Below are 12138 nucleotides of genomic sequence, written 5' to 3' on the forward strand. Positions count from 1 at the left end.
TTTATGACCGCATCCGGCCAAATACCAGAGCCTAAAGGCCAGACAGTTGCCGATGCCCCTGCGGGCAACTGGGTAGACCGTTTTGCCCCCACCACCACACGCCCTTACCTGCGCCTGAGCCGTGCTGACAGGCCCATCGGCACATGGCTGTTGCTGATCCCCTGCTTTTGGGGTGTGGCTTTGGCCGCAGCGGCAGATACCGCAGGCTTTCGCATGTGGGATCTGTGGATCGCGGCTGGCTGCACCATCGGCGCGTTTTTGATGCGCGGGGCGGGCTGCACGTGGAATGACATCACCGACCGCGAGTTTGACGCCGCCGTAGCGCGCACCAAAAGCCGCCCGATTCCCTCGGGGCAAGTGACGGTAAAACAAGCGGCAGTTTGGATGGGGGTGCAAGCCGCCCTCGCTGGGATGATTCTGTTTTCCTATAACGCCGCCACGATTGGCCTTGGCATCGCGTCTTTGGCACTGGTTGTCATCTATCCCTTTGCCAAACGCTTTACATGGTGGCCACAGGTGTTTTTGGGCCTTGCGTTCAACTGGGGCGCGCTGGTCGCATGGACGGCACATAGCGGCAGCCTTGCGCTGCCCGCCGTACTGCTATGGCTGTCGGGCATTGCTTGGACGCTGTTTTATGACACCATCTATGCCCACCAAGACAAAGAGGATGACGCGCTGATTGGCGTTAAATCAACAGCGCGGCTGTTTGGGGATAAGAACAGCAAAGCATGGCTGCGCGGGTTTTTGGTGGCGGCGGTGGTGTTGATGACGGCTGCTGCGCTGCTGGCCCTGCTGCCGCACAACCCAAGTCCGACCAAACTTGCCCTGTCCCTTGCGGGGATTTGGGGCTTTGGCTGGCACATGGCATGGCAGCTTGCGCGGCTTGATACAACCGACGCGGGAAAATGCCTGACCCTGTTTCGCACAAACCGCGATGCGGGCCTGATTCCTGCGCTGTTTTTTGCCGGTGCCGCATTGCTTTGATTGATCCTTTCGCCCCAACCGCTTAAGCATCATCAACCAGCCTCAAATAGTGGTCTAATGCAGCTTCGCAAAACAGTACTCACCGCATCCGCAATTCTCGTCGCAGGGTCTCTTGCGTCAATGGGCGCGTGGTGGTCGGCGCTGACTATTGAGAAACGCTCGGCCGCCGCCGTGACATCGCAACTTCTGAGCAGCGGCATCACTTGGGCCACGGTCGAGGCGAACGGGTTGCAACTGCGCCTGAACGGCACCGCCCCGAATGAGGCGGCGCGCTTTCGCGTGGTCAACATGGCGGGCAGCGTGGTGCAAGCCAGCCGCGTGCGTGACCAGTTGGAAGTGACCGCCATGCGCGCGATTGAGGCGCCGCGATTTTCACTAGAGATTTTGCGCAATGATGATGGCATCTCGCTGATCGGCCTTGTGCCGGGCAAAGAGGTTGACCCCGCGCTATCGGAAAACGTGGCCGCTTTGACCAACGGCTTGCCGATTTCCGATATGCTGGAAAGCGCCGATTACCCTGCCCCCGAAAGCTGGGCTACAGCCCTAAAGTTCGGCCTTGCGGCTTTGCGCATTCTGCCGCGCTCTAAAATCTCGATCTCGGCGGATCTGGTTGAAATCACAGCGATTTCGCAAAGCCCCGAGGAAAAGCGCAAGTTTGAAAGCGATCTTACGCGGCTTGCCCCCGGCACGCTGAACGTAAAGATGTACATCTCGGCCCCGCGCCCCGTTCTGACGCCCTTTACCCTGCGCTTTGTCATCGATGACAGGGGCGCGCGCTTTGATGCCTGTTCGGCCGATACCGACAAATCGCGGGATCGCATTCTGTCGGCTGGTGTGACAGCGGGTGCGTCCGCCAGAACCAACTGTGTCATAGGTCTTGGTGTGCCAACGCCGCGCTGGTCCGAAGCGGCTGTAGCCGGGATCAAAGCCGTGGCAGCACTGGGTAAGGGCACGATCACCTTTTCCGATGCTGATGTCTCGCTGCTGGCGTCGGCTGATACGCCGCAGGCCGATTTTGACCGTGTTGTCGGCGATTTGCAGGCGCAACTGCCGCCGGTGTTTTCGCTTGATTCAACCCTGCCGCCGAAACCCTCGGCCACCGCCGCTGGCCCCGCCGAATTTACCGCCGCCTTGGATGAGGCAGGCAAAGTCCAACTGCGTGGCCGTTTGTCGGATGATACTTTGCGCATCGCCGCCGATAGCTATGCACGGTCGCAATTCGGGGCCAAAAGCGTTTATACCGCCACCCGCCTTGATGCCGACCTGCCCGATGGGTGGGCCATTCGTGTGCTCTCAGGCCTCGAATCACTGGCGCTTTTGCATCACGGCGCGCTGTTGGTGCGCGCTGACACTGTCGAAGTGACAGGCGTTACCGGCAAACTCGATGGCCGCGCCCGTATTTCGCAAATCCTGTCGGATAAGCTGGGCCAAGGCAAAACATTCCGCATCAACGTCACCTATGATGAGAAATACGATCCCTTGGCCGCCCTGCCATCGCCCGAGGAATGCGTGGCGGATATGAACGAGGCAATGCGCCGCAATAAAATCAGCTTCGCCCCCGGCTCGGCCGAAGTGGACGGTGCCGCCTCCAAAATTGTCGACGCGCTCGCCGAAATTTTAAGCAACTGCCCGCCGCTAGAGCTGGAAATCGGTGGTTATACCGACAGCCAAGGGTCTGACGCGGGCAACCGCGCCCTCAGCCAGGCCCGCGCGGAAGCCGTTTTAACCGCAATGCAAGGCCGCCGTTTGGACGTGACACAATTCAAAGCCAAAGGATATGGCGATGAAAACCCCATCGCCGATAACGGCACCGAAGACGGGCGCGAAGCCAACCGCCGGATTGAGTTCAAACTGCTAAGCGAGGCCACAGTCGAAGCCGCCCCCTCGCCTAGCGAGCTGGTTGCCGCCGCCATGGCCGAGCAGGCCGCAAAGGAAGCCGCCGATGCTACCGTAAACGGTACGGTTGAGTCAGGGGATAATACAGGCCCAGACTCTGGCACGGATATGGGCCCTGATATGGGCTCTGGCGACGGCGATTCGGGCGACGGCACCGAAGACGGCAGCGGCGATATTATCGATAACCAAAATGCCGGTGATGCCACACAAAACGCCACCGGAGCGGTCGCGGACCAAGACCAAACCTTTACCTTCACACCAAGCGATGAAACTTGGGGGCGCCCGAAATCCAACCCCAAGGCCACCCGCTGATTGCCGCCATACGCGTTCCCGAATGAGGCGGCTTGCGCCTCTCTCTCGCCCCAACGAAAAGTGCATATATGAACCGTACAGAATTCATCATCGCCACAACAATCATCCTCTTCGTGGCCTTCATGCTGGGGTGGTTCACCCATTGGCTTTTGCATCGCTTTACCCGTGTTGCGGGCGGTGATGTGAACGAGGTGGATAACCTTGCAAAATCGCTGCATGAGGCCGAGGAAATGCGCGATCAGGCGATTCTTTATCTTGAGCAACGCGAGGCAGAGCTGACCAATCAAATCAGCCAGTCCGAGGCCGAGCTGCGCGCCGCGATGGAAGGTCTGCGCGAGTCCCGCCATGAGGCCGAGGAAATGCGTGCCTATATTGAGCGTATGCACAGCACCACAACCTAACAAGGCCAATGCAAGTATCCTGTTCGACTGCGCGGAAATGCTGAAAGTCTTCAAAGCCTATAATGCTGGCTTTTTCAGTAACTTCGGCCCAACGGCGAAATGCATTGGGGCGATTGTCGCGTGGGGTGGGGCTGGCAGCCTGGCCCACAGTTTACGGGGAAGCGCAGCCCAGCACGTCGACCGCGCGATGTTTGCCCAAAACGGTAATCCGCACCGCGCCACGTTGCAGCGCTATGGCCGCCCCCGCAGGCCCGACCATATCAACAACTGCCCGCAACTCAGTGCCCCGCCGTTCCACATCGGCAGGCGACACCCAAACCCCCGGCAGACCGGTCTCGACCACCACCACCTCATCCCCGCCAGCCGATGGCATTTGCAGCACAGCCGTCAGTTGCATGCCACCTTTATTCGGCATGATTTCGCATGTGGCGCGAGCAACGCCTGCTTCTTTTGGCGTTGATGGTCGCTGACGCAAGGCCCGTTCAATCGTTTCATCCTTGCCAATCGTATGCGGCAAAATTGCCGCCACGTTAAAGGATGCAGGCACACAGATATCCGAGCAGACCCCCAGATCTACGACCGCCTTCAGCTCGACCGGCAGAGTGGGGTCTTGTGGGACAATTTCCACCGGCAGAACCAATTCGTGGCTATAACCAATCGTCTGCATCCCGCCGACCGAGAACACCTTGGGCCTTGGCCAATGAAACAGCACAGATTTCACGTTGCGTGAGCCAGACCAATCAAAACTGGGCGGAATCCCATTATCTCCCGGCGCACGCCAATAGGTTTTCCAACCGTCCTGCAACTGCAACTGAAACGCTGCCATTTGGTTGCCATTGGTCAACTTCCACCCTTCCCGCAGGTTGGCTTGCAGCACCTCGGGTTGTGCCACCGCTGGGGTGGCGATGGAAAAACATGCAAGCACGGCAAGCGCTGACAGAATGCGCGCCGAACGAGACAGATCAGAAAAATTGGGGCGGGTTTTATACATCATACCCTTCAATAATCCGTATCACTGCGGCTGCACAATCACATTGCAGCGATCCCGCCGTTATCTGTGCGTTTCGCACAGATGGGCACATTGCAGCGATCCCGCCGTTATCTACCTTCTATCGGTACCGTTCGTACAAATGGGGGTTGAGCTATCGTGCGCCCCGCACCATGTTAAGCGTATGGAAAACACAGTTGAAATGGATCTCACGGGAAAACTCCTCATCGCCATGCCGGGGATGGAGGATCCGCGTTTTGAAGCCTCGGTCATCTTAATCTGCGCCCATTCAAGTCAGGGCGCGATGGGGCTGATCGTCAACAAACCCGTCGATGATCTGAGCTTCGAAACCCTGCTAGAGCAGCTTGGCATCCCCCATCTGCCTGAAAGCCGCAACATTTCGGTGCATTTCGGCGGGCCTGTGGAACGCGGGCGCGGCTTCGTCCTGCATTCGCCCGACTACCACGCCAAAGACGGCACTATGGATATTGCGGGCCAGTTTGGCATGACCGCAACCCAAGATATCCTGCGCGCCTTGGGTCGCGGCGAAGGGCCGCAAACCGCGCTCATGGCGCTTGGGTATGCCGGTTGGGGCGAAGGACAGTTGGAAGCCGAGATTTTGCGCAATGACTGGCTGACCGCGGACGCGCCTGCGGATTTGATCTTTGAGGCAGAACCCGCAAGCAAATGGGGGGCCGCGCTGCGCCATATTGGCGTAAACCCGATGGCGCTTTCAGGTACGGCAGGCCACGCCTAACAGCGGTCTATCAGTACCAACGGCTTATGGCCCAATCGTAAAGCATTGCACAGCGCGGGCTTGCAACCGGCGGCATGCCAAATCCGCCTGCTCTTGGCTTAGGCCCATGTAATTGGCGTCATAACCGCCTTTGCGTTCTACAACCTTGCGCAACCCATCCCGCAATGTCGCACTTTCGGACAAGGCCGTTTGCATCAACGCCCGTTCTGCCGTGCTGCGCGATGGATAACGCCCAAGGTTCACACCCCAATGCCGCCCGCCCGAGGTTGATACCCGTGACACGACCACAGGTGCAGGTACTTCGGTTTTCGCAGGCTCTGCCGAGGCCAAAAGCAGTTTGGTCGATCGTTTGCGCGGTGTGACATCAACGTTCGGAACATCCGACGCCACAGCCTCGGGGCTTTCGGTTATAGGCTTTGCCTCGGGACTTGCAGCAATCTGCATCGCAGTTGGCGTAATATCAACAGGCTCGGGTGCAAGCTCGGCTGGCTTGGGCTCTGGGCGAACCTCAGGCAGAGCGGCGGCAACGTCCATGATCGGTTCAGCAGGCGTTGGCGGCACAGAGACCTCGGCCAAAATCCCTGCAATATCATCTTGCATCGCCATAACAGCCACGGCGGTTTCGGCCACCTTTTCATCACTGACAGGGCGCGGCGCCGGACGGGGCGAGGTTTTCAACGAGGTCACAAGCCGGATCGTTTTGCCTGCGCTGAGACCTTCGCCTTCGTCCTCGTCGTCCTCGACACTGCTGCCGCCGCTATCGGACACAATCTCGACATCCCCGCCCTGCAAGTTCGGCGGAGCAGGCTTGCGCACGGCCACATTATTCTTGGCCGCGCCAAAGCCAAGATCCAACAACGAGGCCATTTTGGCATTGCGGTGCGCGGTGGATTGGCCGCCAAAAACCGTCGCAATGATACGCTTGTTCCCCCGCTCGGCCGAAGCCGTCAGGTTAAATCCCGCCGCCGAGGTATAGCCGGTTTTGATACCGTCCGCGCCCGCGTAGGAATCCAAAAAGCGGCGGTTGGTGTTGCGCACCTTGGCCATGCCCGCATCCGTTTCACGACGTGAGAAAATATTGTAATATTCGGGAAAGTCGTAAAACAGGCGCCGCCCCAGCGTGGTCATATCGCGCGCGGTCGAAAGATGCCCCGGCATGGTCAGCCCGTTCGCGTTCTTGAAGGTTGAATTGCGCATACCCAGCGCCTTGGCCGTGCGGTTCATCCTGTCGGCCCAGCGCGCCTCATTCCCGCCCAAAGCGTCGCCGATCGCCGAGGCCGCATCATTTGCAGATTTTACCGCCGCTGCGCGAATCAAATAGCGCAGCGCAATCTTTTGCCCTGCCCGCAGGCCCAATTTCGATGGTGGCTTCGAGGCCGCGTTCTTGGACACAGTAATCATCGAATCCAACGAAATCTCACCCCGACGAATCGCGTCGAAGGTGATGTAAAGCGTCATCATTTTGGTCAGTGAGGCCGGGTGCAAACGCGCATCTGCGTTCTGCTCGTACAACGTCTCGCCACTTCGCGCATCAATCACAAAGGCAGCATAAGGCGCTGCCTGCCCAATACGGACAGACGAAACGGAAAACGTTGCCGCTAATGCGATCAAAAGAAAAATTCGGGCGAAAAGCCCCGTAAGCGATGCCACGTCGCTGTTCCTTATCCTGCCTCGTGATGCCCCGATTGTTTTTGTGGGGCTTAAACTGCTAGGCAAAACGTAGCACGCTCAGCCCTCAAGCGAAAAGCCCAAAACTTCTGATTTTTATCAACGGGTTTACCAGCATTCTTAATATGGCGCTTTACCGCCTATATTTAGGGGAAAGCCCCAAACACACCCCAACCACTGGCCCCTAGTGGGTAGTGCCGATATGCAACGTTGCCAATAAATCGGCCAAGCCCCCCAGATCGGGCAAGCTGTAGAACCGCACATGTCCTGTTGGGGGTTCGGCATGTTCCAAAGCCCATGTCAGCCCATGCGGGATATGCACGCCCCAGCCGCCCGCGGCGATCACCGGCAGCACATCAGATTTCATCGAATTGCCCACCATCAGCGCACGATCCGCCCGCCCGCCATGCCGCGCAAACACCTTTTCATAGGCTTCAGGCGTTTTATCCGACACAATTTCGACCCCGTGAAACAACTCGCCCAGCCCTGATTGCGCCAGCTTGCGTTCTTGGTCCAGCAAATCGCCTTTGGTGATCAGCAACACCTGATGGTCGCGTGCCGCCTCGATCACCGCTTCGCGTGCATGGGGCAGCAGTTCGATGGGATGGGCCAGCATGTCGCGCCCTGCGGCCATAATCTCGGCAATCACGGTGGCAGCTACGCGCCCCTCGGTCACCTCAATCGCGGTCTCGATCATCGACAGCACAAAGCCTTTGATACCATAGCCATAATGCCCGATATTGCGCCGCTCGGCCGCAAGCAGGCGTTCGTGCAGATGGTCGGGCGCCGCATAATCGGCCAGCAAGTCGGTAAACTGCGCCTGAGTCAGCCGAAAGAATGCCTCATTTTGCCACAGCGTATCATCCGCATCAAAACCAACCGTTAAGATATCCCGCATCGTTACCCCCAATTTAGCCCCCAATTGCACATCCAAAGGCCAAACACAAAAGCCAACACATGGGCCCCTTTGCGCCTGTGGGAAAAACACTATATTATACCGCGAATAGCCAAAAGCCGAATCCCAAGCATCCACATACAAGACGGAGCATTGCCGTGCCACAACAGCCTTTCACGCTCTCGGAAAAGCCAGACGGGAATAGCGACGACCCGGCACTGTTAACCAAACCTAAACCGAAAACCCAACGCCCGCCGATGTATAAAGTAATGCTTTTGAACGATGATTTCACACCGATGGAATTTGTCGTGCATATTTTAGAACGGTTTTTCGGGCTGAACCATGGCCAAGCGTTTGAAATCATGCTGACCGTTCATAAAAAAGGTTTGGCCGTGGTGGGTGTGTTCTCGCACGAAATTGCCGAAACCAAAGTCGCCCAAGTGATGGATTTTGCGCGCAGGCATCAGCATCCGTTGCAATGTACCATGGAAAAAGAGTAAGGGTGCACCTCTTGTGGCTCCAAAGCCCCCATACAAAGGATCAAGGCCGTAACTCCGGCTGCCCATGCGCTCAGAACGTCTGACATTCGCTTTGCGAAACAACCAGTTGGCCTTGCCCGACAGCGGTGAAATTTTGGCTTTGCGCCCGCGTGGCGGCGACAGTTTCTCGATGCTGCCCAAGGCGCGGCTGACCGTGCAACAATCCATGCGCCCCGATTATGATGATTTCAGCGCCCGCGGCTATCAGGTCGTGGCCGAACGCCCTGCGTCGAAGCGTTTTGCCGCCGTGCTTGTCTGCGTGCCGCGCGCCAAGGCCGAGGCCCGCGCCATGCTGGCTGATGCCGCTGCCGCCACAGGGCCGAACGGCCTGATCATTGTTGATGGTCAAAAAACCGATGGAATCGACAGCCTGCTGCGTGATTTGCGCCAGCGTTTTACAATCTCGGAACCGGTGTCCAAGGCACATGGCAAGCTGTTCATCTTTACCCCGCATGATGATCAGATGCTGGATTGGGCGGCAAAACCCCAAATCATCGACGGCGGTTTTCAAACCCTGCCCGGCGTGTTTTCGGCCGATGCGCCCGATGCGGGCTCGGCACTGTTGGCCGCAAATCTGCCCGAAAAACTTGGCACACGTGTGATCGATTTGGGGGCTGGCTGGGGCTATCTTGGCCGTGCCATCCTGACGCGTTCCACTGTGAAAGAGCTGCATTTGGTCGAAGCCGAGGCGATTGCCCTAAACTGCGCCCGCCTGAACATCACCGATCCGCGCGCGCAGTTTCATTGGGCCGATGCCACCAGCTTTAAACTGGATCGCGGCGTGGATACCGTGGTCTGCAATCCGCCGTTTCACACCGCGCGCGACCCTGATCCCGCGCTTGGAACCGCCTTTATCCAATCTGCCGCCCGGCTTTTGGCCTCGCATGGCACGCTGTGGCTGGTGGCCAACCGTCACTTGCCCTATCAAAAAACCCTCGCCGCCCTATTTCGGGAGGTCGAAGACATCGGCAGCGACCCGCGCTTTCGCATCACCCGCGCCGCACGCCCCATCCGGCAATAACCCCGCAGGAGTATTCCCATGTCGTTTTCCATTTCTGGCAAAACCGCGATCGTCACCGGCTCGGCTGCGGGCATCGGCCTTGCTGTGGCAAGGCATTTTTTGGCCAAAGGCGCGAATGTCATGTTCGCCGATATAGATGAAACCAAGCTGGACAGCGAATGCAGCGTCGAGGCCAAAGCCGAAGGCGCATTGCGCTATTTTGGCGGGGATTTGCGCGAAAAGCTGACCATCGCCAACCTGCTTTCGGCCACTATAGACGCCTTTGACCGCGTTGATATTTTGGTCAATGCCAGCCGCCAAATGCAGCCATCGGACCCGCTGAACCCCGATGAAGACGCCGTCGAACTGATGTGGCAACAAAACCTGATGACCAGCCTCCGCCTGTCGCAAATGACGGCCAAGCGCATGATTTCACAGGCCGAAAAGGCAGGCAATACCGATGGCAACATCGGCTCAATCATCAATATGTCCTCGATCGCCGCCCGCCGCACCCAGCCCGAATTGCTGGGCTATTCGATTTCCTGTGCTGCGGTTGAACAAATGACCCGTTCGCTCGCCGTGGCCCTTGCGCCCAAACGTATCCGCGTAAACGCCGTGTCTTTTGGCTCGTTGATGAGCGCGAGTCTGCAAAGCGCCCTAAAAGAAAACCCCGATTACCGCGATGCCATTGCCGCCGCCACCCCGATGCGCCGGATTGCAGGCGCGGATGAGTTGTCGGAAACCGTACAATATCTGGCATCCGATGCTTCGGGGTTTATGACCGGCCAAATCGTCACGCTGGACGGTGGCCGCGGCCTGATCGACGCCGCAGCAGCCCCCGCGCATTAAACACTTATTCGGGGTGGGTGGCCTTGCAACTGGCCACTAAAGGTGCGGCCACCCGCGCCTGCGCCGCACGTTTCTTTTGTAGCTCGGCCAAGGTCTGGCGCGCGTCAGCAAGGTTAATCGCGCGCGGCTTTGTCACCGTAAAGGTGTACTCTTGCAGGCACAAATCGGGTCTACTTGGCTTGCCGTCCTTTTGCGGTGGGCCACGGCGGCAAGTCTCCCAACGCACGCCGGTGCGTTCGACCTCTTCCAACGCATAGCCCCGATCAAGGTTGCCCTGCGTCTCGGCGATCAGCCTGTCGACGATCCGCATGTCACGCGTGGCCCCCGCGATGCAACGCTCTTGTGGGGTGCCACAGCCCACTAAGGCGGCCAAAACTGGAAACAGGACCAAATATCGCATCGCAGCCTCCCTAACGCCCAGCCTTTTGGCTAGGCCTATTCTAACGCCTTGTCCCACCTATGCAAACAGCGCAATAGTGCCCTTGTCCGATAGGAAAGCGGAATATGGCTAAAGTTACCTTAAACATTACATCGGGCAGCGAATTTGCGGTGCGCGTCACCCCCAACGCCTCTCGCAACACCATCACAACCGAGGATGGCGCGATCCGCGTTTATGTGACCACCATTCCCGAAGACGGCAAGGCAACAGCGGCCGTTATCAAGCTTTTGGCGAAATCGCTTGGCGTTGCCAAATCGCGGATAACCCTGATCCGCGGTGCAACCGGCCGCGACAAGCAGTTCCGCCTCGATTGATCCTAAGCTTCCGGCCCTTGCCGCATCAACCGATAGCTGCCTTCGGGCAAATCCAGCGCCGCCATCAGGTCATTCACCTGCACCATCGACAAGGTCACGGTCACCGGCGCGCCACTGCGCGGGTCCATTTGCACAAGCGTCACACAATCTTCAAAGGCCGAGATGGTCACATCTTCGGTCAAGCTTGGTCCGCCCTCATCAATCAGGGTCACAACCGTTGCGTCGAATTCGTGCTCAATGGTAAACATAGGTCACTCTAGGCCTAGTGCGCGGCTTTGGGCAATCCCACTTGCACAACAAGCCTGCGTGATCGGGGCTTTTCCTTAAGACCTGATCTGCTAAGTAGTGATAACCATTTAAAAGAGACGAAAATGCGCCTGTTCGCCGCCATTCTGCTGTCAGTTACGCTCGCGGGTTGCGTGGCACCGATTGCCCCTATCCAGCAACCGGCCCCCAGACAGCCCTCACAAGCCGCCCAATCCTTGGCCGCAACCCAAGCCGCCCGCAATTTCATTGCGGCCGTGAACGGTGTTGAACCCGTGGCCGAGCGCATCTGCCGCGAACGGACGCGCGGCATCAACTGCGATTTCCAAATTGCCATTGATGATCGTGCCGACCAAGCGCCCAACGCCTTTCAAACGGTGGATGATTACGGCCGCCCGATCTTGGCCTTTAACCTAGCCCTGATCGCCGATGCGCAAAACGTCGATGAACTGGCCTTTGTCATGGGGCATGAGGCGGCGCATCACATCGCAGGCCACATCCCGCAACAACAGCAAAGCGCCACCGAAGGTGCACTGTTGGCGGGGTTGTTGGTCGCAGTGGGCGGCGGCGGCGAAGCGGCGGTGCAGCAAGCCCAGAAAATCGGGGCCTCGGTCGGCGCACGCCGTTTTTCCAAAGGGTTTGAGCTAGAGGCTGATGCCCTTGGCACCGAAATCACCGAGCTGGCAGGCTTTGACGCCCTGCGCGGCGCGGCTTTCTTTGATCGCCTGCCTGATCCGGGGGATGCGTTCCTTGGCAGCCATCCCCCCAACGCCGCCCGCCGCGCGACGGTGGCCAAAGCTGTGGGGGCCCTGCGCTAACCCCTTGCTTGCCA

The 12138-nt window shown here is 58.5% G+C and carries 14 protein-coding genes; 9 read left to right on the forward strand and 5 right to left on the reverse strand.

The genetic code is table 11. From position 1 onward, the window contains the following. Positions 1 to 3 precede the first annotated feature (3 nt). The 3 genes from ubiA to ACEN2J_RS13810 all read left to right on the forward strand — a co-directional run bounded on the left by ubiA (position 4) and on the right by ACEN2J_RS13810 (position 3593). Entirely contained in the window at positions 4 to 984 is a 981-nt protein-coding gene (gene ubiA / locus ACEN2J_RS13800) for a 4-hydroxybenzoate octaprenyltransferase (RefSeq protein ID WP_442106680.1), read from the forward strand. A 57-nt stretch (positions 985 to 1041) separates the two neighbouring features. Beyond that, complete coding sequence (locus ACEN2J_RS13805) at positions 1042 to 3192, forward strand: OmpA family protein (protein WP_442106681.1); 2151 nt, start codon at positions 1042 to 1044, stop codon at positions 3190 to 3192. Between the two features lie 68 nt (positions 3193 to 3260). Next, the gene (locus ACEN2J_RS13810; RefSeq protein WP_442106682.1) at positions 3261 to 3593 is read left to right on the forward strand and encodes a hypothetical protein; all 333 of its coding nucleotides are present in this window, start codon (positions 3261 to 3263) and stop codon (positions 3591 to 3593) included. A 151-nt stretch (positions 3594 to 3744) separates the two neighbouring features. Here the strand turns inward: ACEN2J_RS13810 and ACEN2J_RS13815 are convergent, their stop codons facing one another. Next, on the reverse strand, positions 3745 to 4587 hold the full coding sequence (locus tag ACEN2J_RS13815) for a protein-disulfide reductase DsbD domain-containing protein (protein ID WP_442106683.1): 843 nt from the start codon (positions 4585 to 4587) through the stop codon (positions 3745 to 3747). Positions 4588 to 4783: 196 nt separating this feature from the next. Between ACEN2J_RS13815 and ACEN2J_RS13820 the strand changes: the two genes are divergently transcribed. Continuing rightward, the gene (locus ACEN2J_RS13820) at positions 4784 to 5338 is read left to right on the forward strand and encodes a YqgE/AlgH family protein (protein WP_442106714.1); all 555 of its coding nucleotides are present in this window, start codon (positions 4784 to 4786) and stop codon (positions 5336 to 5338) included. Positions 5339 to 5362: 24 nt separating this feature from the next. Here the strand turns inward: ACEN2J_RS13820 and ACEN2J_RS13825 are convergent, their stop codons facing one another. Continuing rightward, the gene (locus tag ACEN2J_RS13825; RefSeq protein ID WP_442106715.1) at positions 5363 to 6946 is read right to left on the reverse strand and encodes a serine hydrolase; all 1584 of its coding nucleotides are present in this window, start codon (positions 6944 to 6946) and stop codon (positions 5363 to 5365) included. 244 nt (positions 6947 to 7190) lie between these two features. Further along, entirely contained in the window at positions 7191 to 7904 is a 714-nt protein-coding gene (locus tag ACEN2J_RS13830; protein WP_442106684.1) for an HAD family hydrolase, read from the reverse strand. Between the two features lie 155 nt (positions 7905 to 8059). Here ACEN2J_RS13830 and clpS point away from each other — a divergent pair, with 155 nt between their 5' ends. From clpS to ACEN2J_RS13845, 3 genes are all read left to right on the forward strand, one after another. Continuing rightward, the gene (gene clpS, locus ACEN2J_RS13835) at positions 8060 to 8401 is read left to right on the forward strand and encodes an ATP-dependent Clp protease adapter ClpS (RefSeq protein ID WP_442106685.1); all 342 of its coding nucleotides are present in this window, start codon (positions 8060 to 8062) and stop codon (positions 8399 to 8401) included. Between the two features lie 64 nt (positions 8402 to 8465). Beyond that, positions 8466 to 9461 (forward strand): class I SAM-dependent methyltransferase, encoded by a 996-nt coding sequence (locus ACEN2J_RS13840; protein WP_442106686.1) that lies wholly within the window; start codon positions 8466 to 8468, stop codon positions 9459 to 9461. Between the two features lie 18 nt (positions 9462 to 9479). Then, positions 9480 to 10289: an SDR family NAD(P)-dependent oxidoreductase gene (locus tag ACEN2J_RS13845; RefSeq protein ID WP_442106687.1), complete on the forward strand. Its 810-nt coding sequence runs from the start codon at positions 9480 to 9482 to the stop codon at positions 10287 to 10289. Positions 10290 to 10293: 4 nt separating this feature from the next. On the opposite strand, the gene ACEN2J_RS13850 is transcribed toward ACEN2J_RS13845, so the two are convergent. Further along, complete coding sequence (locus tag ACEN2J_RS13850) at positions 10294 to 10689, reverse strand: hypothetical protein (protein WP_442106688.1); 396 nt, start codon at positions 10687 to 10689, stop codon at positions 10294 to 10296. 104 nt (positions 10690 to 10793) lie between these two features. Between ACEN2J_RS13850 and ACEN2J_RS13855 the strand changes: the two genes are divergently transcribed. Beyond that, positions 10794 to 11042: a DUF167 domain-containing protein gene (locus ACEN2J_RS13855; protein WP_442106689.1), complete on the forward strand. Its 249-nt coding sequence runs from the start codon at positions 10794 to 10796 to the stop codon at positions 11040 to 11042. A gap of 2 nt (positions 11043 to 11044) precedes the next feature. Here ACEN2J_RS13855 and ACEN2J_RS13860 read toward each other — a convergent pair whose 3' ends face one another. Continuing rightward, positions 11045 to 11290, reverse strand: coding sequence for a hypothetical protein (locus ACEN2J_RS13860; protein WP_442106690.1), 246 nt, complete (start codon positions 11288 to 11290; stop codon positions 11045 to 11047). Between the two features lie 123 nt (positions 11291 to 11413). On the opposite strand from ACEN2J_RS13860, the gene ACEN2J_RS13865 reads away from it, so the two are divergent. Continuing rightward, positions 11414 to 12124, forward strand: coding sequence for a M48 family metallopeptidase (locus tag ACEN2J_RS13865; protein WP_442106691.1), 711 nt, complete (start codon positions 11414 to 11416; stop codon positions 12122 to 12124). Positions 12125 to 12138: the final 14 nt, after the last annotated feature.

Source organism: Pseudorhodobacter sp. W20_MBD10_FR17, assembly GCF_052119765.1.
Taxonomy (GTDB): Bacteria; Pseudomonadota; Alphaproteobacteria; order Rhodobacterales; family Rhodobacteraceae; genus Pseudorhodobacter.

Excerpts from the sequence above, each read along its gene's own strand:
- ubiA (WP_442106680.1), top strand. The coding sequence starts at position 4 with ATGACCGCATCCGGCCAAATACCAGAGCCTAAAGGCCAGACAGTTGCC.
- ACEN2J_RS13805 (WP_442106681.1), top strand. The coding sequence starts at position 1,042 with ATGCAGCTTCGCAAAACAGTACTCACCGCATCCGCAATTCTCGTCGCA.
- ACEN2J_RS13810 (WP_442106682.1), top strand. The coding sequence starts at position 3,261 with ATGAACCGTACAGAATTCATCATCGCCACAACAATCATCCTCTTCGTG.
- ACEN2J_RS13815 (WP_442106683.1), bottom strand. The coding sequence starts at position 4,587 with ATGATGTATAAAACCCGCCCCAATTTTTCTGATCTGTCTCGTTCGGCG.
- ACEN2J_RS13820 (WP_442106714.1), top strand. The coding sequence starts at position 4,784 with ATGGATCTCACGGGAAAACTCCTCATCGCCATGCCGGGGATGGAGGAT.
- ACEN2J_RS13830 (WP_442106684.1), bottom strand. The coding sequence starts at position 7,904 with ATGCGGGATATCTTAACGGTTGGTTTTGATGCGGATGATACGCTGTGG.
- ACEN2J_RS13840 (WP_442106686.1), top strand. The coding sequence starts at position 8,466 with ATGCGCTCAGAACGTCTGACATTCGCTTTGCGAAACAACCAGTTGGCC.
- ACEN2J_RS13845 (WP_442106687.1), top strand. The coding sequence starts at position 9,480 with ATGTCGTTTTCCATTTCTGGCAAAACCGCGATCGTCACCGGCTCGGCT.
- ACEN2J_RS13850 (WP_442106688.1), bottom strand. The coding sequence starts at position 10,689 with ATGCGATATTTGGTCCTGTTTCCAGTTTTGGCCGCCTTAGTGGGCTGT.
- ACEN2J_RS13855 (WP_442106689.1), top strand. The coding sequence starts at position 10,794 with ATGGCTAAAGTTACCTTAAACATTACATCGGGCAGCGAATTTGCGGTG.
- ACEN2J_RS13860 (WP_442106690.1), bottom strand. The coding sequence starts at position 11,290 with ATGTTTACCATTGAGCACGAATTCGACGCAACGGTTGTGACCCTGATT.
- ACEN2J_RS13865 (WP_442106691.1), top strand. The coding sequence starts at position 11,414 with ATGCGCCTGTTCGCCGCCATTCTGCTGTCAGTTACGCTCGCGGGTTGC.